Raw genomic sequence first — 21,635 nt, 5'->3', positions numbered from 1 at the left:
AATTGCGTAAATGTCATGACGACTAACAAGTCACATTTACGCAATTTTATTAATGGTTAATTTTGACGGCTTTTAATATAGACATAACTTTGTGTAAAAACAAAAATAGTAGCTTGTAGAATCACAATGCAAGCACTGGTAGATGCATCTAAATGATAACTGATCAATGTTCCCATAACGGTTGAAAAGACAGAAATTAACACCGCAATAACTAACATTCTTTCAAATCGTTTACTGATTAAAAAAGCAGTAATACCCGGTGCAATCAACATAGCAATGACCAATATAACCCCAGCTGCTTTTAGCGATCCTACAATAGTTAAAGCTAGAATACTCAGTAATCCATAATGTAATAATCGAACGGGTAATCCAACCACTCTTGCTTGAACAGGATCAAAACAATAAAGCATGAGATCACGACGCTTAATGATAACAATAATAGACACAACAGCAGCAATAAAAATAATCTGTATTAATTCTGCATAACTTGTACCAAGTACACTACCAAATAAGATATGGTTCAAATGTTGCGACGTATCAACTTTAGAAAATATCACTAAACCGAATGCAAACATACCGGAAAACACAATTCCCATGACGGTATCTTCTTTAATTCGGCTGTTTTCTTTTATAAAACCGGTAGCGACTGAGCAAAATAAACCTGACACAAAAGCCCCGATAATAATGGGAATTCCGGCTAAGAAGGCAAGTACAATACCGGGTAATACTGCATGTGATATAGCATCGCCCATCAATGACCACCCTTTCAAAACTAAAAAGCACGATAGTAGGGCACAAACTATACCGGTTGCAAGCGCGGCTAAAATGGCTCTTTGCATAAGAGGAATCGTAAAAGGATGAAAAATAAAATACCCTATATCAGTCATACTTAATCCCCTTTACTTAAGCGAAGTTGTCTAATTTTGCGGCGATTAGAAATTAATCCTTGTTTAGGCGCAAATAAAAAAGCAAAAATAAAAACTAACGTTTGCAATGTGACAATAACACCACCTGTTTCACCATTTAAAAAGTAACTAAACCACGCTCCAATAGCACTGGTTAGTGCACCAATTATTACCGAAATAATCAATAAATGTGAAAATCGATTAGTCAGCAAATAAGCGGTTGCACCGGGCGTGACAACCATTGCAATAACTAAAATTGCCCCAACCGTTTGTAAAGCTGCAACTGTGCAAGCACTTAAAATAGTAAAAAAAAGGATTTTTAAAGGCAAAGGTCTTAAACCGATTGATCTGGCATGAATTTCATCAAAAAACACAACTAATAAATCCTTCCAGAATAATAATAAAAGTACAACCGAAACCAATATGATAATCTGTACTTGCCACATATCACTATCATCAATACCTAAAATATTACCAAAAATAATTGTCTGGGCATTAATAGAAGTCGGATTTAATGAAAGAATTAATAAACCAATCGCAAAAAAAGTAGAAAAAATAAAACCAATAATGGCATCTTCTTTTAATCGGGTCATTGCTCTTACCATGGTAATAGAAAGTGCAGCCAATAATCCCGTAAAAAAAGCGCCTACCGAATAAGGTAAACCCAGTGCATAAGCTCCGGCAACACCAGGGACCACTGAATGAGATAAAGCATCGCCCATTAATGACCAGCCCTTCAACATTAAAAAGGCAGATAAAAAAGCACAAGCTGCGCCGACAATGCTACTTACCCAGATGGCTTTTAGCATAAAGTCATAACTAAATGGTTCAAGAAGGAGTTCCATTTATTGCTGTCCTTTTGGTTCATGATCATGATGTTCAACAAGTAAATCTTGATGAGGGGAATCATCTTTACCTTCACCATAAAATATTGCTGCACGTTCATCATCGGTTAAAATAGATACCTTGCGAGGATCTTCATCTTCATGTAACTTTTCACCCGAAAGACTTAAATAACGCAAAGCACCGCCAAAAGTAGTCATTAAATTTTGAGGGGTAAACGTGGATTGGGTTGATCCAAAAGCCAGAACAGTTTGATTAATCAAAACAACTTGATCACAAAATTCAGGCACACTACCTAAATTATGGGTAGAAACTAAAATTAAATGCCCCTCATCACGAAGATCCTTCAAAAGTTCAATAATGGCATTTTCTGTTTTAACATCAACCCCAGTAAAAGGCTCATCTAATAAAAGTACTTTACCTTGTTGAGCTAACGCTCTGGCTAAAAATACACGTTTTTTTTGACCGCCAGAAAGCTCGCCAATTTGTCGATGTTTAAATTCGAGCATATCTACACGCTTTAGGGCAATATCAACTTGTCTTTTATCCTCTTTACTTGGAATACGTAAAAAAGACATATGTCCATAACGTCCCATCATTACTACGTCAGACACTAACACAGGAAAATCCCAATCAACCTCTTCCGTTTGGGGTACATAAGCAATAATATTTTGTTTTAATGCTTGTTTTACAGGCGTATTATTAAAAGTCACTTGTCCCTTAGTTGGTCGTATCATCCCCATAATGCTTTTAAACAGTGTAGATTTACCACTACCATTAACGCCAACCAGTGCACATATAGTGCCACCATGTAAGCTAAAACTTGCATCATGAATAGCAGTGTGACCATTATTATAAGTCACAGTAATATCATCAACGTTTAGGCAAATTTGAGTCATCAGTTTTCAAACCCCTTAGCTATTGTTTCAACAGTCACTTTTAATAAATCGATATAGGTTGGTACTGGGCCATCTTTAGTTGAAAGTGAATCAACATATAACACACCTCCATACTTAGCACCTGTCTCTTTACTTACCTGCTTAGCCGGTTTATCCGAAATCGTACTTTCACTAAAAACAACCGGAATATTATTTTTACGAACCGTATCAATCAGATTTTTAACTTGTTTAGGTGTGCCTTGCTGCTCAGCATTAATAGGCCACAAATACGCTTCTTTAAGATTATAATCTCTTGCCAAATAACTAAAAGCCCCTTCACTGGTGACTAACCAACGCTGAGATTCTGGAATTTTGGCTAGGCGTTCTCTTAAAGGCGCATCAAGAGCTTTAATCTTAGCAACATAATCGGCAGCATTCTTATTGTAAATATCGGCATGTTTCGGATCATATTTAACAAAAGCTGCACGAATATTTTCAATATAAGTTAAAGCAAGTGTCGGAGACATCCAAGCATGTGGATTAGGATTACCTTTATAACTTCCTTCCTGAATCGGCATAGGGTCAATTCCTTCTGTTACCGTAACCGAAGGAACATCTTTAATATCTTCAAAAAAACGCTTAAACCAAAGTTCTAAATTAAGTCCATTCCATAATACTAAATCGGCAGAAAGTGCTTTGGTAATATCTTGAGGGGTTGGATCATATTCATGAATCTCGGCACCAACTTTAGTGATTGACTCAACTATCGCTGCATCGCCCGCAATATTTTGTGCGATATCTTGAATCACGGTAAATGTCGTAACAACTTTAAATTTTTTTTCTTCAGCGATTGCAGAATTAGCCACGCCAGTAAGAATAATTAATGATGTAAAAATCAAATTTAATAAAGTTTTACGACTTTTGATAGAATTGAATTTCATTAGCAACTCCTATTTAATAATATACTCAATCATCTTCAAGATACCGAGAAATCAAGGAAAACGTGAAAGCTAAAAAGAAATCCTTTTCATAATAGCTTCCTTTAACTATCTAATAAAGTGATAAAAATAAATACACTTTAAATGTTAATGAGAATTATTATCATTTAAGTCGCTAAAGTCAAATAAATTTGTTTAATTTAGTCAATTTTTAAATTATTAGATAACGTATTTTAAATAAATATTTATTGAAAAAGGAGATAGCCTTATCTATTAAAATAATAGCCATTTTAATAATTGATTTATTGAGTTAACTATAGTTAAAAAAATTTAAAAAACATTTTAAAAATTGAATTAGCATTAAATTTAATAAAATTTATTTAAAAATGATTAAAAAACAATCCATCAGTTCACATCTGCGACATCATAAAACCCCTTTATTTTGCTAGAAAAATAAGCAAATTTTAAAAAAAATTCTTTATGAAAAAATTAATTAATTTAAGCGTTAAGATTGTAATTAATTCGTAAATCGTGTAATTTATTCACAACTTAAGGGTAATTATTTATTTTAGCCTTTAAAGGGAATGGAAATTTAGGAGAAATTATGTCAAACAGTTATCAAAATGAAGTCCCAGCTGCCCGCGTGAATATCAGTTTAGATTTACACACTGGCGGAGCCTCAAAGAAAGTTGAACTACCACTTAAAATATTGTCAATTGGCGATTATGGTCGTGGAAAAGATAAACGTTCACTTTCTGAAAAAGAAAAAGTATCGATTAATAAAAATAATTTCGATGCAGTGTTAAACGATTTTAGACCAGAAGCTAAAATAAGTGTACCTAATACACTTGCAGATGATGGTAGTGACATCAGTGTTGATTTGGTGTTTGAATCTATGAAAGATTTTTCACCAGAACAAGTCGCTAAAAAAATCCCACAACTACGTTCTTTACTTGCAATGCGCAATCTATTAAGAGATTTGAAATCAAATCTATTAGATAACGCTACTTTCCGCTATGAACTTGAAAAAATAGTGAAAGATCAACAACTCTCTGATGAGCTCCGTGCTGAATTAGAATCAATTGTATCTGAAAGTAAAAAATAAAATTTTAATCAATCAAAACTCAATTTGCACAGCAAAATATAAAGTTTGATAAAAATTAAGAGATAAAAGTAATGAACGTACAAAAACAAAGCAATGCTAGTAAAGCAACCGTAGTAGAAGAGAATGGTAGTGTTTACCAATCTTTATTCGATAAAATCAATCTAAGTCCAATCAAAAAAGCGGGTGAAATTGATAAATTTGAAGATAACGAAGTATTATTCGAAGCTTCACAAGATGAACGTGTCACAATGGCGATTGATATATTGCTAAAATTGATCCAAAGTTCATCACAAAAAATTGAAAAATTAGATAAACACCTATTAGATTATCATATCAGTCAAATAGACCAAAAATTAAGTCGCCAACTTGATGCTATTATGCATCACGAAACGTTCCAAGAAATCGAAGGAACATGGCGTGGTTTAAAATTCTTAGTTGACCGTACTGATTTCCGTCGTAATGTTAAAATTGAACTTCTAGATGTCTCAAAAGAAGAGTTACGTCAAGACTTCGAAGATGCGCCAGAAATCATCCAAACAGGTTTCTACCGTCATACCTATATTCAAGAATATGACACACCGGGTGGTGAACCAATTGGTGTAACAATTTCAAATTACGAGTTTGATCGCAATTCACAAGATATTGCTTTATTACGTAATATCTCTAAAGTTGCAGCTGCTGCACACATGCCATTTGTAAGCTCTGTTGGTCCAAAATTCTTTGGTAAAGAAACCATGGAAGAAGTTGCCGCAATTAAAGATATTGGCAACTATTTCGACCGTGCAGAATACACTAAATGGAACAGCTTCCGTGAAACTGATGATTCACGTTACATCGGCTTAACTTTACCAAGAGTACTTGCTCGTCTGCCTTATGGACCTGATACAATTCCAGTACGTAGCTTCAATTATGTTGAAGATGTTAAAGGACTTGATCACAACCGTTATTTATGGACTAATGCATCCTATGCGTTTGCAGCAAACATGACTCAAAGCTTCATTCGTAATGGTTGGTGTGTACAAATTCGTGGACCGCAAGCAGGTGGACTAGTTGAAGATTTACCAATTCACCTTTATGATTTAGGTACTGGTAATCAAGTAAAAATTCCTACCGAAGTGCTTATCCCTGAAACACGCGAATTTGAATTTGCAAATTTAGGATTCATCCCATTATCTTTCTATAAAAACAGAGATTATGCATGTTTCTTCTCTGCGAACTCAACGCAAAAACCAGCACTTTATGATACAAAAGAAGCAACAGCAAACAGCCGTATTAATGCTCGTTTACCTTATATCTTCTTATTGTCACGAATTGCTCACTACTTAAAAGTTATTCAACGTGAAAATATCGGTGCAACTAAAGACCGCCGTATGTTAGAACTTGAATTAAATAAATGGATAAGCAACCTTGTCACTGAAATGACAGATCCAAGTGATGAAGTTCAAGCGGCTCACCCATTAAGAGAAGCAAAAGTCATTGTTGAAGATATTGAAGATAATCCAGGATTCTTCCGTGTTAAAACATTCTTAATTCCTCATTTCCAAATCGAAGGAATGGATATTAATTTATCAATGGTATCACAGATGCCAAAAGCTAAATCATAAGTATTAGCTTTTACTTGATTTCATTAATATCTTTTAAGGAGTGTTAGGACACATGAAAATATTTCGTCCTTTATGGAATGAAGGCGTCTTTTTGACGCCTCAACAATTTCAACAACAAGCGTTGTGGGATCAATTCACTTCACAAAAATTAGCCACTCTAGCGGTGGCTAACCCATGGGGAATTGAAAGCCTATCTATTGATTTGCAGGCACTAACCTTCGATCGATTACAAGCAGAATCAATTAGTATCCGATTTTCTGATGGCGTTGTTATCAATACCGATATAGCAGACAAACTACCGGAAGCAAGAATATTAAATACCGATATACCGGTCGAACTTGAAGAAGTAACCGTATTTATTGGTATACCATTACTGCAAGCTAACGGCGGTAACTGTTTACAAGAAAATCAACGTCTTGAACGTCCACTACGATATAGACAAGAATGGGTAGAAGTTACCGATCTATTGGGGCAAAATGTCGAAACTATAGCTGTTGAGCATTATGCGCTAACATTCTTATTTGATTTTGAAAATCATAGTGACTACCTAACTTGTCCTGTAGCTCGTCTAAAACGAGATCTAAATGGGCGATTTGTACTTGATCAAGAATACCTTCCACCAATGTTAAATCTGCATACACAAAGCGGAACATTAGTTAAAGAACTTGAATTATTATGTGTTCAAATGCAAGCCAAACGGCAACATTTAACAGGAATGCGCCATGAGCGAAATCAACAAATGGCTGAATTTGCCACCGCTGATGTGTCATTATTCTGGTTATTAAATGCATTAAATACCTATGAACCTCAACTCAAATTTTTACGAGATAATCCAACGATTCATCCTGAAAAGCTTTATCAAACATTAACAGCCTTGACAGGTGCGTTATTAACATTCTCATTATTAAATAATGTGGATGGTATTCCAGCTTATCAGCATGATAATCTTAATGAAGTTTTCCCTCCATTATTTGGATTAGTACGCAACTTACTGGAAGAAAGCTTACCTTCTCGAGTAATTAAAATTGAATTAGTTCATGACAAAGACACATTATGGACTGGACGACTAAATGATTCTCGTCTAGTTGAAGATGCTGACTTCTATCTTTCAGTACGCTCAAGTATGCCAGGTCATCAATTACAATCACGATTCCCAATCTTATGTAAAGCAGGTGCACCTGATGATGTAAGGCAAATCATACATTCTGCGTTATCTGGTATTCCAATTAAAGCACTTAGCCATGTTCCGGCTGCTATACCTGTGCGTTTGGACAATCAATATTTTGCATTAGATCTTTCACATGAAGCGGCAAAAAATATGTTACTTACACGCTGTTGTGAATTTTATGTACCACGTGCAATGCCTGATATTTCGTTAGAATTGTTCGCCGTATTGCGGTCATAGGATCAAATTATGAGTATAGAATCAAAAGCAATTAATATTGACGAATTACTACGAGACTCCATCTTAGTTGTAGTGCAGTTAAAAGCAAAAGCTGATATTCCATCGGGACATAAATTGTACGAACTTTGTAAGCAACAAGTTATAACCGTACGAGACAAATTACATCAAGCGCAGTATAGCCAAGATGTAATTGATGATATCAGTTATGCTTTATGTGCTTTATTAGATGAAACTGTATTACTTTGTCATCGAGATAATCCGAAAAATCAAGACTATGATGAATGGTTAGGTTCGCCATTACAAGTTATCTATTTCAACACGCACAGCGCAGGTGATGACCTATTCGATAAAATTCGTTCTCGCTTAAGAGCTGATAGAAAAGAAGGAATTGTTTTAGCTTGTTTTGACCGAGTATTAGGACTTGGTTTCCAAGGCTGTTATCTTGATAGACCTCAAATGGAACGAGAGCACCTGATACTCGCGCTACGTGAAGCTTTACGAGAATATGAGCCAGAACAATCATATCCAATCATTGAACAGACCAAAACATATCGTTATCAGTTTAGAAAAACCATTCTACTAGCTTGTACTGTCGTATCGGTTATTGTCGTTATTGGGCTTTACTTTTTATTGGATAATCAACTAGACAACTTAGTTAAGCAACTTGTTGGTTAAAAAGGTTTATTATGAGCGATTACCCTAAGCGCATTCAAATTATATATGCAGTCGTATTGAGTTTATTATTATTGTTTGTTTTCCTACCAATAACAATTGGCTGGAAAATACTTGGATCGATTCTCGTCTTTGCTATTGCCGGAGGTTTTCTTTGGCAAATGCGACGTTATCGACGAGTGCTAGCATCATCAACAGCAAATATCCAATTTTTAACTCAAAAACTTGATTTATTACCGGCAAGACAGCGTTATCGTTTACCAATACTCATGGTTACGGGTAGCGCAGCTAAAGATTTTTTTCCTGAGGATTTATCGCTTGCCGAATCTAATGTATTAGTTTCGTCCGAAGCAGTTTGGATCTACGTTGATGAATTTTCACATCTACCGATAGTTTACGATTCATTAGTGGCGAAATGGCCTGATATGCTGGGTCGTGTAGGTATTTTTCTTGCCTTAACACCAGAAACAGAAGACAAACAGGGTTTATTTGTAGCTAAATTACAAGCATTTCGTCAATCATGGGTGGATACTTGTCGAATAGCTAAATACCAAATGCCTGTTTATCTTTCAACACATGTTGGATTGAACGACTTAATCTATGACGAAAATAACCCATTACCTGTATATTGGTTTCAATTATTAAATCAAAAATTATATTTGTTAGATCGTTATTTGTCGCCAATTACAAATTGGGTTAATGACATCAAAATTCCAACAGATGAACGTGAACGACGATTAAGACTTCGTCCATTTTTAAGTGAAACAGAAAGTTGGATTGAAGACGTAGTATTAACCACTTTAGTTAATGACAAGCAACCTATTGCTAAATGTATACCGACTGGTGTAGCAATCTATCCTACCAATCAATCGATTGTTCACGATAATCTCATGCAAAAAATATGGGAAAATGCGACAAGTTTATCATTACCAAATACGCATAAAATACAAGACGGTGTCACCCCGCCAGATGCATTAGTTAAATTTATGCCAATTGCATATCCATTTTCGCCTATTAGTTCAATGATCTGTGGATTAGTTATTATCACATCATTATTTTTAATGGGAAGTATGGGGGCGTCATATTGGAATAACATCAAATTAATCGATAGAATTCAAAATGATATTCATCATTACCATTTAGTCCCAATGGGCAATTATGATGAGAAAAAAGAGGCACTTGAAGTACTACGAAATGATAAAACCATGCTAAATGAATACTATGCTAAAGGGGAACCTATTCGTTTAGGAATGGGGTTATATCGTGGATTACAGCTAGTTGAACCGCTCAATGTAGCCATGAGTGACTACGTAGCAAAACCACCAGAGCCTGAAAAAGTAATTGTTGAAAAAACGCAGGTTATTGTTAAAGAGCCACCTCCGCCAATTCGTCTAGATAGCTTAGCGTTATTTGAAAGTGGACAAGCAAGTTTAAAATCTGGTTCAGAAAAAGTGTTAATTAACGCATTAATGGAAATACAAAAACAGATTAATGCAAATCCTGGTACAGGTTGGTTAATGATCATTACGGGTCATACCGACTCAGTTGGCGATGAAACCAAAAATCAACAACTATCATTTAATCGAGCCATGTCAGTACGTGATTGGATATTAAAAGCGAGTGACATACCAGAAACCTGTTTCGCCATCCAAGGGTATGGTGCAAAAAAACCTTTAGTGGATAACGATACTCCAGAAAATCGTGCAAAAAACCGAAGGGTAGAAATAAATTTAGTTCCTCAAGCGTCAACATGTATTTTGACGAATGAAAACTAAGAGTGTGAAACAAAAACAATAAAAGGAGATAAACAATGGCTGTACCAGCTTATATGTTTTTAAAAGATGACGGCGGTGCCGAAATCAAAGGTTCTGTAACCGTTGTTGGTCGTGAAGGAAGTGTAGAAGTGGTTGAATTCGATCACCGAGTATACATCCCAACCGATGGTAATACAGGTAAATTAACAGGAACTCGTGTACATAAAGCACTTGAATTTGTTAAAGAAGTTGATGCATCTTCACCTTACCTATACAAAGCTGTGACTACTGGTCAAAACTTAAAATCAGTTGAGATCAAATGGTACAAAATCAACGATGCAGGACAAGAAGTTGAATATTTCAATACATTAATGGACGGTGTAAAAGTCGTATCTGTTAAACCTGAAATGCACAACATCAAAGATCCAACGAAAGAACAATACAACCACTTAGAACGTATTGAACTTCGTTATGAAAAAATTACTTGGACTTATAAAGATGGCAACATCATCCACTCAGACAGCTGGGTAGAAAGCCGAGGTTAATTTTAACTTACACAGTCCCTATTTATAGGGGCTGTATTTATTTTATTAATGATTAAGGAAAGAAATAGTAATGATAGCTGATCCCTCTGTTTTATTAAGACGACTAAATCCGTACTGTGCGAAATCGCTTGAAGCTGCGGCTGGATTATGCCAAACACGAGCACATACCGAAATTACACTTGAACATTGGTTATTAAAATTACTAGAACAGGGTTCAGGTGACATAACGATAATTTCAAGACATTATCAACTCGATATGGATAAAATTTGGACTGGATTACTCAATTATCTAGACGCACTACCGCATACTATTAACACAAAACCAAGTTTATCGCCATCGTTGATAGCTGTAATGCAATCAGCATGGTTAAAAGCGTCGCTAGAAAATCATGAAGAAGTCATTCGCTCAGTTCATATATTGCAAGCATTGCAAGAAATGCCACATTGCTTAAAAGCTCAAGATGCATGGCAACTACTTAGTTTATCTCCGGTTTCATTGCAAAAAATGCGATTACAATTGGATGAAACTTCGGACGAAAACCCAGCTAACCAATATAGCTATCAATCCGATACAGCGATCACCGCTACAGACAGTTTTGGTATTGATTCAACAGCGAACTCAACAATCGCTGCAAACAAAACACAAAAAAACGATGCGAATGATGCTACAAATAATAATGATAAACAAATCGCTCAACAAAAGCATCATCAAGCGGCGCTTGAACGTTTTACCGAAAATGTCACTGAAAAAGCCAAATCAGGTAAAATTGATCCCGTTTTTGGTCGTGACAGTGAAATCAGACAAATGGTCGATATTCTATCCCGTCGTCGTAAAAATAACCCAATTCTTGTCGGTGAACCAGGGGTAGGTAAAACTGCGCTAGTTGAAGGTTTAGCACTTCGAATTGCTGAAGGAAACGTACCAAAAAATCTTGCGGATGTTAGCATCCTAACGTTAGATCTTGGATTATTACAAGCTGGAGCTGGCGTAAAAGGTGAATTTGAACAAAGATTAAAAAATGTGATTGATGCTGTTCAACAGTCTCCAACCCCAATATTGCTATTTATTGACGAAGCTCATACTATTATCGGCGCGGGTAATTCAGCCGGTGGCGCAGATGCGGCAAACTTACTAAAACCTGCATTAGCACGTGGAGAACTACGCACTATTGCAGCGACAACATGGTCTGAATACAAACAATATTTTGAAAAAGATGCCGCTTTAGAGCGTCGTTTCCAAATGGTCAAAGTAGACGAACCTGATGACGATCGAGCATGTTTAATGTTGCGTGGCTTAAAATCACGTTATGCTAAACACCATGGCGTACATATCCTAGACGAAGCTGTCAAAACAGCCGTTTCACTATCAAGACGTTATATCAGTGGACGTCAACTACCCGATAAAGCGGTTGACCTGCTTGATACAGCGTCAGCACGTGTACGTATGGGGCTAGATACGATACCAGAATCAATTACACAGCTTGAAGCTAAAATTGCCTCACTGAAAATTGAACAAGATGCAATTAACGCAGATCTGGCATTAGGTGAAAATTTAACGAGCGATCGCTTAAAAGAAATAGACATCCAGTTAGCCAAACTACAAGACAAATTAACTATTCAACAAACTCAATTTGAAAAAGAGAAAAAACAAATTGAAACATTGATAGAATTACGTCAAAAACTGACGAATAAATCAGATAGCAAGCTACTCAAAAAACTCAGCGATGCTCAGCAAGAATTAAATGAGCTACAAGGTCATAACCCATTACTTTCACTTGATGTTGACAGTCGCACAGTCTCATCCGTTATATCAGACTGGACAGGTGTTCCATTAGAAAGTTTACTAAAAGATGAGCAAAGCCACTTACTTGCGCTTGAAGATGATTTACGTCAACGTGTTGTGGGACAAGATAATGCCCTGTTTGAATTAGCTAAACGTATTCGTGCAGCAAAAACTGGACTGACATCAGAAGATGCACCAATGGGCGTATTTTTATTAGTTGGTCCGTCAGGTGTGGGTAAAACCGAAACAGCTTTAGCATTAGCAGATACCTTATTTGGTGGTGAACAATCACTTGTCACCATTAACATGTCAGAATACCAAGAAGCGCACACCGTATCACAACTTAAAGGATCACCTCCGGGATATGTAGGTTATGGTCAAGGTGGGGTATTGACCGAAGCCGTTCGCAAACGACCATACAGTGTTGTATTACTAGACGAAGTCGAAAAAGCACACCGTGATGTACTTAACTTATTCTATCAAGTCTTTGATCGTGGCTTTATGCGTGACGGTGAAGGTCGAGAAATCGATTTCCGTAATACCTTAATATTAATGACATCTAACTTAGGTAGTGATGAGCTTATGGCGCTTTTCGAAGAAATGCCAGACGCCGATATTGCGACACAACAAGAACTTCTACGTCCGATCATTCGTGAACATTTCCAACCGGCATTATTAGCACGTTTCCAAACAGTAATCTATACACCACTTGGTAAAGACGCATTACGCAAAATTGTTGAAATGAAACTCAATAAAGTTGCCAGCCGACTACAAAAACATTACAAAATTGTATTTAATGTGGGCGAAAAACTTTACGACACCTTGGTATCAGCGTGTTTACTACCAGATACAGGTGCACGAAACATTGACAGTATCTTAAATCAACAAATTTTACCTGTGGTATCAAATTTATTACTACAACGAAGCAGTACAACTAACAATCAAGTACCAACGTTAATCCTTGATTTTGACGAATCAGAAGGAATCGTACTTGAATGGGAAAGTGAGCAAACTAAAGCAAAATCTGCTAAAGCTAAAACAACAAAAGCTGACTCGGACGAACCAAAACCGACTAAAGCGAAAGTTGTTAAGTCAGCAAAAACAAAGCCAGCAGAAGAAAGCAAAGGTAAAAAAAAGGCCGTTAAAAAAGCCTAAAATGTTACAGACGTTGAATGAAAAACCTAAATAAAAGGATATAAGGAGAAAAATATGGCGAAAGAGTTAACTAACCTCATTAGTCAATTTGGCGAAGGTTTAATGAATGGGCTAACAGGTGAGGTTAGCCACAACCGTTACACGTTAAAGGTTGATGGTCTCGATTCGCCAATTTCAGTACTTAAAGTCAAGGGAGAAGAAAAACTCAATGAACCGTGGAAATACACAATCACATTTACCAGTGCTGATAAAAGTATATCAATAAACACGATTCTCAATAAAAAGGGTTCATTCTCATTCAATCCTGTAGCGAATAAAGCGCTAGGTAATGCAATCCGATCACTAAGTGATTTACCTACAGAAAGTGATTCTCGTGCTATCTATGGTATTGTCACAGAATTTAATCAGCTTTCAGTAAATAAAGACGAAGCACATTATCAGGTTGTATTATCGCCAAGATTAGCAAGACTTGCACTTAATCGTAATAGTGCCATCTATCAAAATCAAAGTATAGTAAGCGTAGTCGAAGAAGTATTACGAAGTCATGAATTCTCAGGCATTGACTACCGCTTAGAATTAAAAGACAGCTATCCGGCGAGAGAATTTATTACCCAATGGGAAGAAAGCGACCTCGAATTCATCCAACGCTTATTAGCGGATGTCGGAATCTGGTTCCGATTTGAAAGTCATGCGGAACATAATTGTGATGTCATGGTGATAAGCGATTACGAGCAAGGTTATCACCAAGTTGGTAATATCGATTACAAACAACCAAGCGGCACACTTGACGGTAATACCGAAAGTGTTTGGGATCTGTCGCTACATACACAAATTGTTGAAAAATCAGTAAAAGTTCAAGATTTCAACTATCGTAATGCAGGGGCAAATTTAAAAGGTGATGAAAATACACAACCTAAATACATCACAACTTATGGTACTGATTACCGTTATGAAGAACACTATAAAGGTTTGAATGATAACGGTCATGCCAAAAAACAAAACAATAACAACGACAATAGTCAAACCAACAACGAAAACAGTATAGAAAGTGGTAAGTGGTATGCTCGAATACGTCATGAGCATATGATCAGTAAACAAATTATCATAAAAGGTCGAACAAACCGCTACAGCCTTATACCGGGTCAATGTATTACCATTAGCGGTGCGCCAATATCGGACATTGATGATGGCATTATAATTTTAAGTGTAGAAGGACATGGTAATCGTACTGATTCTTATGAATTATCTTTTACGGCAATACCATTTAAAGTATTAATACCGTATCGACCAGCACCTATTCGTTGGCCTGAAGTGAGCGGCACCTTACCTGCCAACGTGACAAGTCCAAATAACGACACCTATGGTTACATTGACACTATGGGACGTTATCGAGTTAAATTCAATTTTGACTTAAAAAATTGGAAAAAAGGGGAAGAAAGTTTATGGCTAAGACTTGCTAAACCTTACTCTGGTGATACATATGGTTTTCACTTTCCACTAATAGACGGAACAGGGGTAATGATAGGGTTTACAAATGGTAACCCAGACAGACCTTACATAGCCCATGCAATGCATGACAGTTCGCATCCTGATCATGTGGCAACGATTAACAAACACCGCAATGTGATTCGAACACCTGCAAATAACAAGCTCCGTATGGACGACAAACGTGGTCAAGAACACATCAAATTAGCAACCGAATACGGTAAAACTCAAGTCAATATCGGTCACTTAGTTAATGAAAAGAAAGAAAAACGTGGCGAAGGGTTTGAACTACGCACTGATGAATGGGGCGCAATCAGAGCAGGCAAAGGGTTATATATAACCAGTGAAGAGCAAACACAGGCAAGTCATGTTCAATTACAAATGGACAGTGCAGTTAAACAACTAGCACAAGCGAGCGAAATGGTAAAAAGGCTTAATGAACTAGCCGAAGCCGCACAAGCTGAACTTGCTGATTTAAATGCTCAAAAACAACTTTTTGAACAAAGTTTAAAAGAGTTGAAACAACCAGGAATTCTTACATATGCGCCAGCAGGTATAGCGGATGTTAGCCCAAGCTCAATACAACAAACAGCAGGTGAAAACATTATACAAACAGCGCAAAATACTATTGATGTCAACGCATTCAAACGTTTTATGGTCACTGCTGGAAATATGATAAGTCTATTCGCAAATAAAATGGGGATAAAAATATTTGCATCAAAAGGAAATGTCGATATTCAAGCACAAAATGATGAAATGCATTTAACTGCAAAGCAAGATTTGAAAATTACCAGCACCGATAGTGAAGTCATTATATCAGCCAAGAAAAAACTGACATTAGCTTGTGATAATGTTGCAATTGTTATTGAAAATGGTTCTATAAAAGTGCTAGCTCCAGGTGATGTAACTGTACAATCGGCTAGTTTCAGCGTATTAAGTCCATCAAGTTACAATACAGCTCAAGTTGAGTTGCCTCCAGGTGAAAGTTGTTCGGAATCAGCATAATGGAGAAGCAATTACTCAACCTTTTGAACAATGAAAATGCACGTAAACAGTATCGTTATTTACTGATTGATAACTTAGTTTCGTTAAGTTATTTTCATATATTATCAATTCAAAGTTTAAAGGAAGAGTTAGGCAAAGAAGCTATTCATATTATTCCAAGACCTGATCTGACCCATGATTTAGATCATTGCCCAAAGTTAGTTGTTATTGCCAAACCTGATGAACAATTAAACGAAAAATTTGTGCATTTTATCAGTAAAGAACTTCAGAATGATGGCTCCCTTCAAAAAAGATATATTTGTTGTTGTATGGTAAGCGAAAATGAACCTGAGACATTGAGTAAACAAATAATTAATATAGGATTAAAACTAGCTACTTTGAATAAAACTCGTTTTGTCCCATTCTATGAACCATTCAAATTGTTTTTACTACAAGAAGGCAATAAAATTTGCTTCGATTGGTTACCTTATTTGTTAAATTGTTGTAGTACATATTGCTATACATCATTTACAAATCGCCTTCAAATAATTCAATCACTATCTTCTATACAAGATCCCTCAGAATTATTCATTAATGAAGAAGTCAAATTTTATCTTAAAGAATCAACAAAACTTTATCATCTAACGATTGCTTGGCAAAATATATGCGGAATGCAAAACAGACACATACAAGATTCTGACATATTATCTTTAGCAGAATGTTATCGAACAGCCAAAATAGCAGGTTTAAAAAATACAAGAGACTTATTTACTTTATCGTTATTGCTTAAAGAGTATCCAAAGTTATTAGAGCAAAAAGAAGTCAATGAAGCGGTAAATGAATCAATTGAATATCCAGGTACGTTAGATGAACTTTTAATTCAAATTGAAATTAATAATTAAAAATTTAATATATGGTATAAATTAATGGGTAAGATAGATCCAAATATTTTTACTGAAGCAAGAAATGCTTCAGCAATAGCTGACGGAGGATGTGGTACCTGTCAACGTGGTGGTATGCCATTTTTTTTAGTTCGTCAATCCGTCATTAATCCAAAAGTTTATCACTCAATCAACTGGTCAGAAAGTGTTCCTAATTTAAAAGGTAGGCAACCATCGGCAGCGTTAACTCAACACAAATATGCTTTAAGAATGTTGCGTAAAGGATATGTGTATGTATTGATGGAACAAAATGGAAATCGAAAATTACTGGGATATGAGGTGACTTCTAAAGGGGCACTAAGGCATCGCTCCATAGCTCACATGAAAAAATATGAAATAGAAGATTTAGCAGAATCCTGCACAGCCATAAATCACTATATACCTGCTATATTTGCAAATATTGATGTGTTGAATGCTACCGTTTGGATAGCTTATAGCCGTAGGGCATGGTCCAGAACGACAGAAGATTATTATCGGTCAGTAGAGGCAGATTTAAGAAGATTTACCAAAGTTACCATAAATGATTCAACTCGTAAAAAACCAGAATTATTATCACCTGATGGTCGAAGTTTCGAATTTAGAAATTTATTAGAAAGTAACAAAGCGCCACATTTACCTGAATTTTTTTTTGGAAAAAAAGATTTTCAGATGCGATTTCCAAGTGCGCATGAATTTAATGATTATTCACACAAAGATGATATAGCGGAGATAACAAAGATAACGAATATACTTGAAGATCAGTATCAATGCAAATTGGGATGTATTGTGTTAGAGGACACTTTTGGTGTAGTTGAAGAACTTAATGCACAACGATTACAAAATTTTGACCTGATTAATAATGCGTTTTTAGAGCATGAACGGGTGATAGAAAAAAAATTGGCGGATAAATACAACGAAAAAATAGCAGATTATACACCTACAGATCAATGGTTAAATTCAGCCAAAGAACAAGAAATGCTTTATCCTTATGCTAAAAATTACCTTGATGGTTTTATTAATCAGGATATAGGTGATAATCAAAGTAATATATCGATATTACAAGTATCTTCAGAAAAATCAAAAGGTTCACAGGAACAAAAATCCGAAACAAATAATCATAAGTACTTAAATGAATATTTTTCAACTGAACGCGCTTATAAACGTAGAATATTATCTTGTATAGAAAGTTATAAAAAAGGATTAAACACTTATTATCGCAATACAATTGAAGATGATTATAAAGGAGTAAATACAGATGAAAAATACATGGATGTATATGAACCTGCAGCAAATTTTAAAGGAGCAATGGCATCGTTTAAAATGAGAATTAATGCTTTAAAATCATCAGGATGGAAAGAAGTTTCATTATCAGCAGAAGAAAAACAAGTTTTAATTGAAAAACATAAATCAACTACGAATGCCAAAGACGTACGACGATTTCATTGGTCACTTGAAAGCGCTGCGGAAAATAAATTTAATAAAAGTTGGGCAAAATTGGAAGAGAGATTAGATTTAGATAGATTAAAGAAGTTCTATGATGACGATAACCAAAAATTTAAGGAAATAATTAAAGATATTCGTAAAATATCAATTGATTATTTGATTTATGTAACATGGCTTTTTGGTTCAAAAGATAAACCATCTCAATATGCTCCCTCTGAACTCACCGATTATAATCTAGTAGAATTCTGGAAGCACGAACAGGAGAATGACTACTCAAAAGATCATTTAGGGTATTTTGAAGATTTAATCACTATGTTGCAAGGTAATATTACTATGGCTAAGTTACCGGAACAGTTTGGATTATGGGACAGCCTGTTTCGAGATGAAAATTCCATCTATTTTTACTTATTAAAAGGTCAGAATAATAACCTTTATGATATGTTATTGAAACAACGAATTGTGGAGATGGAAAAGGGCCAAGATATAGCTAACAAAGAAAAAACAATAAATAATTTGAATAATATCGTGAGTAATCTTAATTCTGTGATGAATCTACCAATTGAAGCAAAAAATACCACATTATTTGTTGACATGATGGAAAGATTATTTAATTGGGGAATAGCAGGTTTTGCTAATCGCCCAAATAATGCAAAATTAATTAATCAGGTGTTAATGGAGAATCACAGTATAGAGCAACTAAAAATCTTTTCTGGTGTTGAATATAGAAGAATGACTGTTGAAGTCAAAATTAAAAATTTGCCGAAAATTTATGAATTTATAATGGAAAAATCTAATGTGTCATCGGTTAAAATAGAACATTATAATAAAGTTTATAAACTTTCGAAGATACCAGATACAGATACACGCTGGCGATTTGAAAATGAACTGACCAAAAAGCAGCTTGAAAAAACAGTCAGTATGGATTTTATGATTGTGGCAGAAGATTTAGCCTCAATGGAAAAAATGATAAATACTTTAAAAAAAGGTGGCAAGTTAAAAGAAACAACATTAGCTAAAACCAAAACAATTTTAGGTGCCGAAATTAAGCACTCACATCAATTTGGTGGTGAGTTAACCCTACAAGATCTTGAAACAGCTTATGCTCACGTTAAAAAACGAATCCGTGTTGACTCGAGCAAGGCAATTGGCATCAATACAGTGATGATATTTTTTCAAGCTCATCTATTTAGTCAAAACTTACATACGTTAAATGAACAGGGTAAAACGCTACCGCAAGATGTAAAAGACCAAATTTCACATGATATGCTCAAATCTTGTGTAATTATGTCTTTATTATCAGCGGAAGTAATATCCCATACTATTAGGTTAGCTGGAGCACTATCGAAAATTAATATCTTTACCACTATGATACCTAGTTGTGCGACATTTATGAAAGTAACAGGGGCTGCACTAGCGATTATTACCATTCTTGACGGAGTGATATCGATGTATAAAGGAATTGGTTATGCGATAAATGGAGATATATTTGATGGAATTTTAGTAGGAACTGGTGGATTTTTAATTTTTTTCTCAGGAATTTTATTTTTTAGTGGGGTTATATTATCTTTAGCCTTGCCATTAGCTTTAACTGCTATTGTTTTAGCCATTATTGGAGCAATTTTAGTATCATTAGGTTCAGAGGCGGACAGTTGGTCACCTATGCAAATTTGGTTTAACCGTTGTTACTTCGGCAAACATGATCATCCCGAAAAAGGTCAACCATATCCTTTGACAACGGTAGGTACAAGTGTCGCGTTAAATGACTATTATGCTTATCTTTCAGGTATGTATTTATCTTTAAACTATAACTATTCTGATAGGGAATTTTTTTTAATAGAAGATTTTAATAGATATGACGAATTTGAAACAGCTGAGCATCTGAAATATTTGGGTGGCCTTCGTGTCCATATTAATTTACCAAATTTTAGTAATAAAAGTCGCTATACCTGCGTAGTTTATCTAATCGATAAAAATGGAAACATTGGTAAAGCTAAACTGAAGCAAGGTAATGATCAACAATGTCTACATGTAGCAATAGAACAAAATCAATGTGAGCGATTAGAAGTACGTTGGGTAGAAACAAAAGATTACCCAATTACTTCAAGTCCGATAGTAATAAACAAAGGCAGTGATGATAATTTATCGACTTTATTGATAAATCAAAAAGTTGCTGAATTAAGGGAACGAGCTAGAAAAGTAATTGGAATATTACATTATTGGCAAGATGAGAACGCAAAATCACCATTACGTATTGAATATATGATCGATTGAAAAAATGAAAAAGGAGATCGTAAGAATGCCCTCTAAGTACCAACCTCAAGTCTCCTGTTGGCGTGAAGATCTGCACAAAGGGATTTATACGACCCAGTTACAGTTAACTAATAAAAAGTTACGTATTATCAATGATGATTATTGTGAATTATCAAGACGCCTAACTGGGATGAGATGCTTATTTCGTTTAATTTTTATTATTATTTATTTCATATGTCTATTGATAGCAATTTCGGGATTGATTATTCAAATCCATGCAATATTTCACTTTAATAAATATAAAGCATTATTTATTTTTTTATTTTTTTTATTTTTGATTTGTAACCAAATATTAATTCAAGTTTTTATTACTACACTGTTGGCTCCTGAAGATTGCCCTGTACGTTTTAACCGTAAAACTGGTAAGGTATATATCTATGACCATTTTATTCTATATTTCGGTTCATGGGCAACCTTTATTCGTTCACCATTTAAATCTAAAGAGATAAGCATTAAAGAGTTTGATTGGGCAAATATCCAAGGTGTAGTAAGTTCGGTCTCAACACCGATTCCCAGCGGAGGTATTCTTAGAAGTTACCGTATAGAATGTTTAGTATGTAAACCAAATACAACTATAGTGGTCGATCATTTTATATTATCCATAGATAACAGTTTAAACTACGATGAATGGATGTGGTTAAATAGTTATATGATGTTTTCCGATACAAATTTAAATAATGAACTCATCATAGAATCAGGATTTGAATGGTTTATCAAAATAAAATGGCCTGAAGAGATAGATAGAAAATCCAAAGCTGGCTCAGTTGAAGCTTATCTACAAATAGATGCTGAATATAAAGAAAAAAACAAATAATCCCCGAATATCGAGAATTAAAGTTAAAGAATATTTATAAAAGTATTTAAACAATAAATTTCTTAAACTATATAAAAATTAAAAAAATATTA

At 35.1% G+C, this 21,635-nt stretch carries 15 protein-coding genes; 11 read left to right on the top strand and 4 right to left on the bottom strand.

Annotated elements, in window-relative coordinates; genetic code table 11:
* Positions 1-56: 56 nt before the first annotated feature.
* The 4 genes from J3U36_RS00405 to J3U36_RS00390 are packed head-to-tail and all read right to left on the bottom strand — an operon-like array spanning position 57 to position 3,567.
* A complete protein-coding gene (locus J3U36_RS00405) occupies positions 57-887 on the bottom strand; it encodes a metal ABC transporter permease (RefSeq protein WP_267379282.1) in 831 nt (276 codons plus the stop codon).
* 2 nt (positions 888-889) lie between these two features.
* Positions 890-1,750 (bottom strand): metal ABC transporter permease, encoded by an 861-nt coding sequence (locus tag J3U36_RS00400; protein WP_267350507.1) that lies wholly within the window; start codon positions 1,748-1,750, stop codon positions 890-892.
* Positions 1,751-2,647, bottom strand: coding sequence for a manganese/iron ABC transporter ATP-binding protein (locus tag J3U36_RS00395; protein ID WP_267350505.1), 897 nt, complete (start codon positions 2,645-2,647; stop codon positions 1,751-1,753).
* Positions 2,647-3,567, bottom strand: a complete 921-nt coding sequence (locus J3U36_RS00390) for a metal ABC transporter substrate-binding protein (RefSeq protein WP_267360655.1) — start codon at positions 3,565-3,567, stop codon at positions 2,647-2,649. Before J3U36_RS00390 ends, J3U36_RS00395 begins: the two co-directional genes overlap by 1 nt.
* 601 nt (positions 3,568-4,168) lie before the next feature.
* Here J3U36_RS00390 and tssB point away from each other — a divergent pair.
* The 11 genes from tssB to J3U36_RS00335 all read left to right on the top strand — a co-directional run bounded on the left by tssB (position 4,169) and on the right by J3U36_RS00335 (position 21,543).
* A complete protein-coding gene (gene tssB / locus J3U36_RS00385) occupies positions 4,169-4,669 on the top strand; it encodes a type VI secretion system contractile sheath small subunit (RefSeq protein WP_065559521.1) in 501 nt (166 codons plus the stop codon).
* A gap of 71 nt (positions 4,670-4,740) precedes the next feature.
* Complete coding sequence (gene tssC / locus J3U36_RS00380) at positions 4,741-6,273, top strand: type VI secretion system contractile sheath large subunit (RefSeq protein WP_065559520.1); 1,533 nt, start codon at positions 4,741-4,743, stop codon at positions 6,271-6,273.
* A 52-nt stretch (positions 6,274-6,325) separates the two neighbouring features.
* Positions 6,326-7,678 carry a type VI secretion system baseplate subunit TssK gene (tssK, locus tag J3U36_RS00375; RefSeq protein ID WP_065559519.1) on the top strand — a complete coding sequence of 451 codons (1,353 nt, stop codon included), beginning with the start codon at positions 6,326-6,328 and terminating at the stop codon, positions 7,676-7,678.
* Positions 7,679-7,687: 9 nt separating this feature from the next.
* The gene (gene tssL, locus J3U36_RS00370; RefSeq protein ID WP_267379293.1) at positions 7,688-8,353 is read left to right on the top strand and encodes a type VI secretion system protein TssL, short form; all 666 of its coding nucleotides are present in this window, start codon (positions 7,688-7,690) and stop codon (positions 8,351-8,353) included.
* An 11-nt stretch (positions 8,354-8,364) separates the two neighbouring features.
* Positions 8,365-10,125, top strand: a complete 1,761-nt coding sequence (locus tag J3U36_RS00365) for an OmpA family protein (protein WP_267379295.1) — start codon at positions 8,365-8,367, stop codon at positions 10,123-10,125.
* A gap of 35 nt (positions 10,126-10,160) precedes the next feature.
* Entirely contained in the window at positions 10,161-10,649 is a 489-nt protein-coding gene (locus J3U36_RS00360) for an Hcp family type VI secretion system effector (protein WP_065559516.1), read from the top strand.
* 70 nt (positions 10,650-10,719) lie between these two features.
* Positions 10,720-13,587, top strand: a complete 2,868-nt coding sequence (gene tssH, locus J3U36_RS00355; protein WP_267379297.1) for a type VI secretion system ATPase TssH — start codon at positions 10,720-10,722, stop codon at positions 13,585-13,587.
* Positions 13,588-13,641: 54 nt separating this feature from the next.
* On the top strand, positions 13,642-16,077 hold the full coding sequence (locus J3U36_RS00350) for a type VI secretion system Vgr family protein (RefSeq protein ID WP_267379299.1): 2,436 nt from the start codon (positions 13,642-13,644) through the stop codon (positions 16,075-16,077).
* On the top strand, positions 16,077-16,958 hold the full coding sequence (locus J3U36_RS00345) for a hypothetical protein (RefSeq protein ID WP_267379301.1): 882 nt from the start codon (positions 16,077-16,079) through the stop codon (positions 16,956-16,958). Before J3U36_RS00350 ends, J3U36_RS00345 begins: the two co-directional genes overlap by 1 nt.
* A 24-nt stretch (positions 16,959-16,982) precedes the next feature.
* Positions 16,983-20,690 (top strand): toxin VasX, encoded by a 3,708-nt coding sequence (locus J3U36_RS00340; protein ID WP_267379303.1) that lies wholly within the window; start codon positions 16,983-16,985, stop codon positions 20,688-20,690.
* Positions 20,691-20,715: 25 nt separating this feature from the next.
* A complete protein-coding gene (locus J3U36_RS00335) occupies positions 20,716-21,543 on the top strand; it encodes a DUF6708 domain-containing protein (RefSeq protein ID WP_267379305.1) in 828 nt (275 codons plus the stop codon).
* Positions 21,544-21,635 lie beyond the last annotated feature (92 nt).

This window comes from Gilliamella sp. B3817 (assembly GCF_026536705.1).
In the GTDB taxonomy this organism is placed as follows: domain Bacteria; phylum Pseudomonadota; class Gammaproteobacteria; order Enterobacterales; family Orbaceae; genus Gilliamella; species Gilliamella apicola_I.
The sequence above is the reverse complement of the archived record's forward strand: the minus strand, read 5'-3'. Positions and strand labels throughout refer to the sequence as shown.

Coding starts and splice junctions, on each gene's coding strand:
- J3U36_RS00405 (WP_267379282.1), bottom strand. CDS start 887: ATGACTGATATAGGGTATTTTATTTTTCATCCTTTTACGATTCCTCTT.
- J3U36_RS00400 (WP_267350507.1), bottom strand. CDS start 1,750: ATGGAACTCCTTCTTGAACCATTTAGTTATGACTTTATGCTAAAAGCC.
- J3U36_RS00350 (WP_267379299.1), top strand. CDS start 13,642: ATGGCGAAAGAGTTAACTAACCTCATTAGTCAATTTGGCGAAGGTTTA.
- tssH (WP_267379297.1), top strand. CDS start 10,720: ATGATAGCTGATCCCTCTGTTTTATTAAGACGACTAAATCCGTACTGT.
- tssK (WP_065559519.1), top strand. CDS start 6,326: ATGAAAATATTTCGTCCTTTATGGAATGAAGGCGTCTTTTTGACGCCT.
- J3U36_RS00335 (WP_267379305.1), top strand. CDS start 20,716: ATGCCCTCTAAGTACCAACCTCAAGTCTCCTGTTGGCGTGAAGATCTG.
- J3U36_RS00340 (WP_267379303.1), top strand. CDS start 16,983: ATGGGTAAGATAGATCCAAATATTTTTACTGAAGCAAGAAATGCTTCA.
- tssB (WP_065559521.1), top strand. CDS start 4,169: ATGTCAAACAGTTATCAAAATGAAGTCCCAGCTGCCCGCGTGAATATC.
- J3U36_RS00345 (WP_267379301.1), top strand. CDS start 16,077: ATGGAGAAGCAATTACTCAACCTTTTGAACAATGAAAATGCACGTAAA.
- J3U36_RS00395 (WP_267350505.1), bottom strand. CDS start 2,647: ATGACTCAAATTTGCCTAAACGTTGATGATATTACTGTGACTTATAAT.
- J3U36_RS00390 (WP_267360655.1), bottom strand. CDS start 3,567: ATGAAATTCAATTCTATCAAAAGTCGTAAAACTTTATTAAATTTGATT.
- tssC (WP_065559520.1), top strand. CDS start 4,741: ATGAACGTACAAAAACAAAGCAATGCTAGTAAAGCAACCGTAGTAGAA.
- tssL (WP_267379293.1), top strand. CDS start 7,688: ATGAGTATAGAATCAAAAGCAATTAATATTGACGAATTACTACGAGAC.
- J3U36_RS00360 (WP_065559516.1), top strand. CDS start 10,161: ATGGCTGTACCAGCTTATATGTTTTTAAAAGATGACGGCGGTGCCGAA.
- J3U36_RS00365 (WP_267379295.1), top strand. CDS start 8,365: ATGAGCGATTACCCTAAGCGCATTCAAATTATATATGCAGTCGTATTG.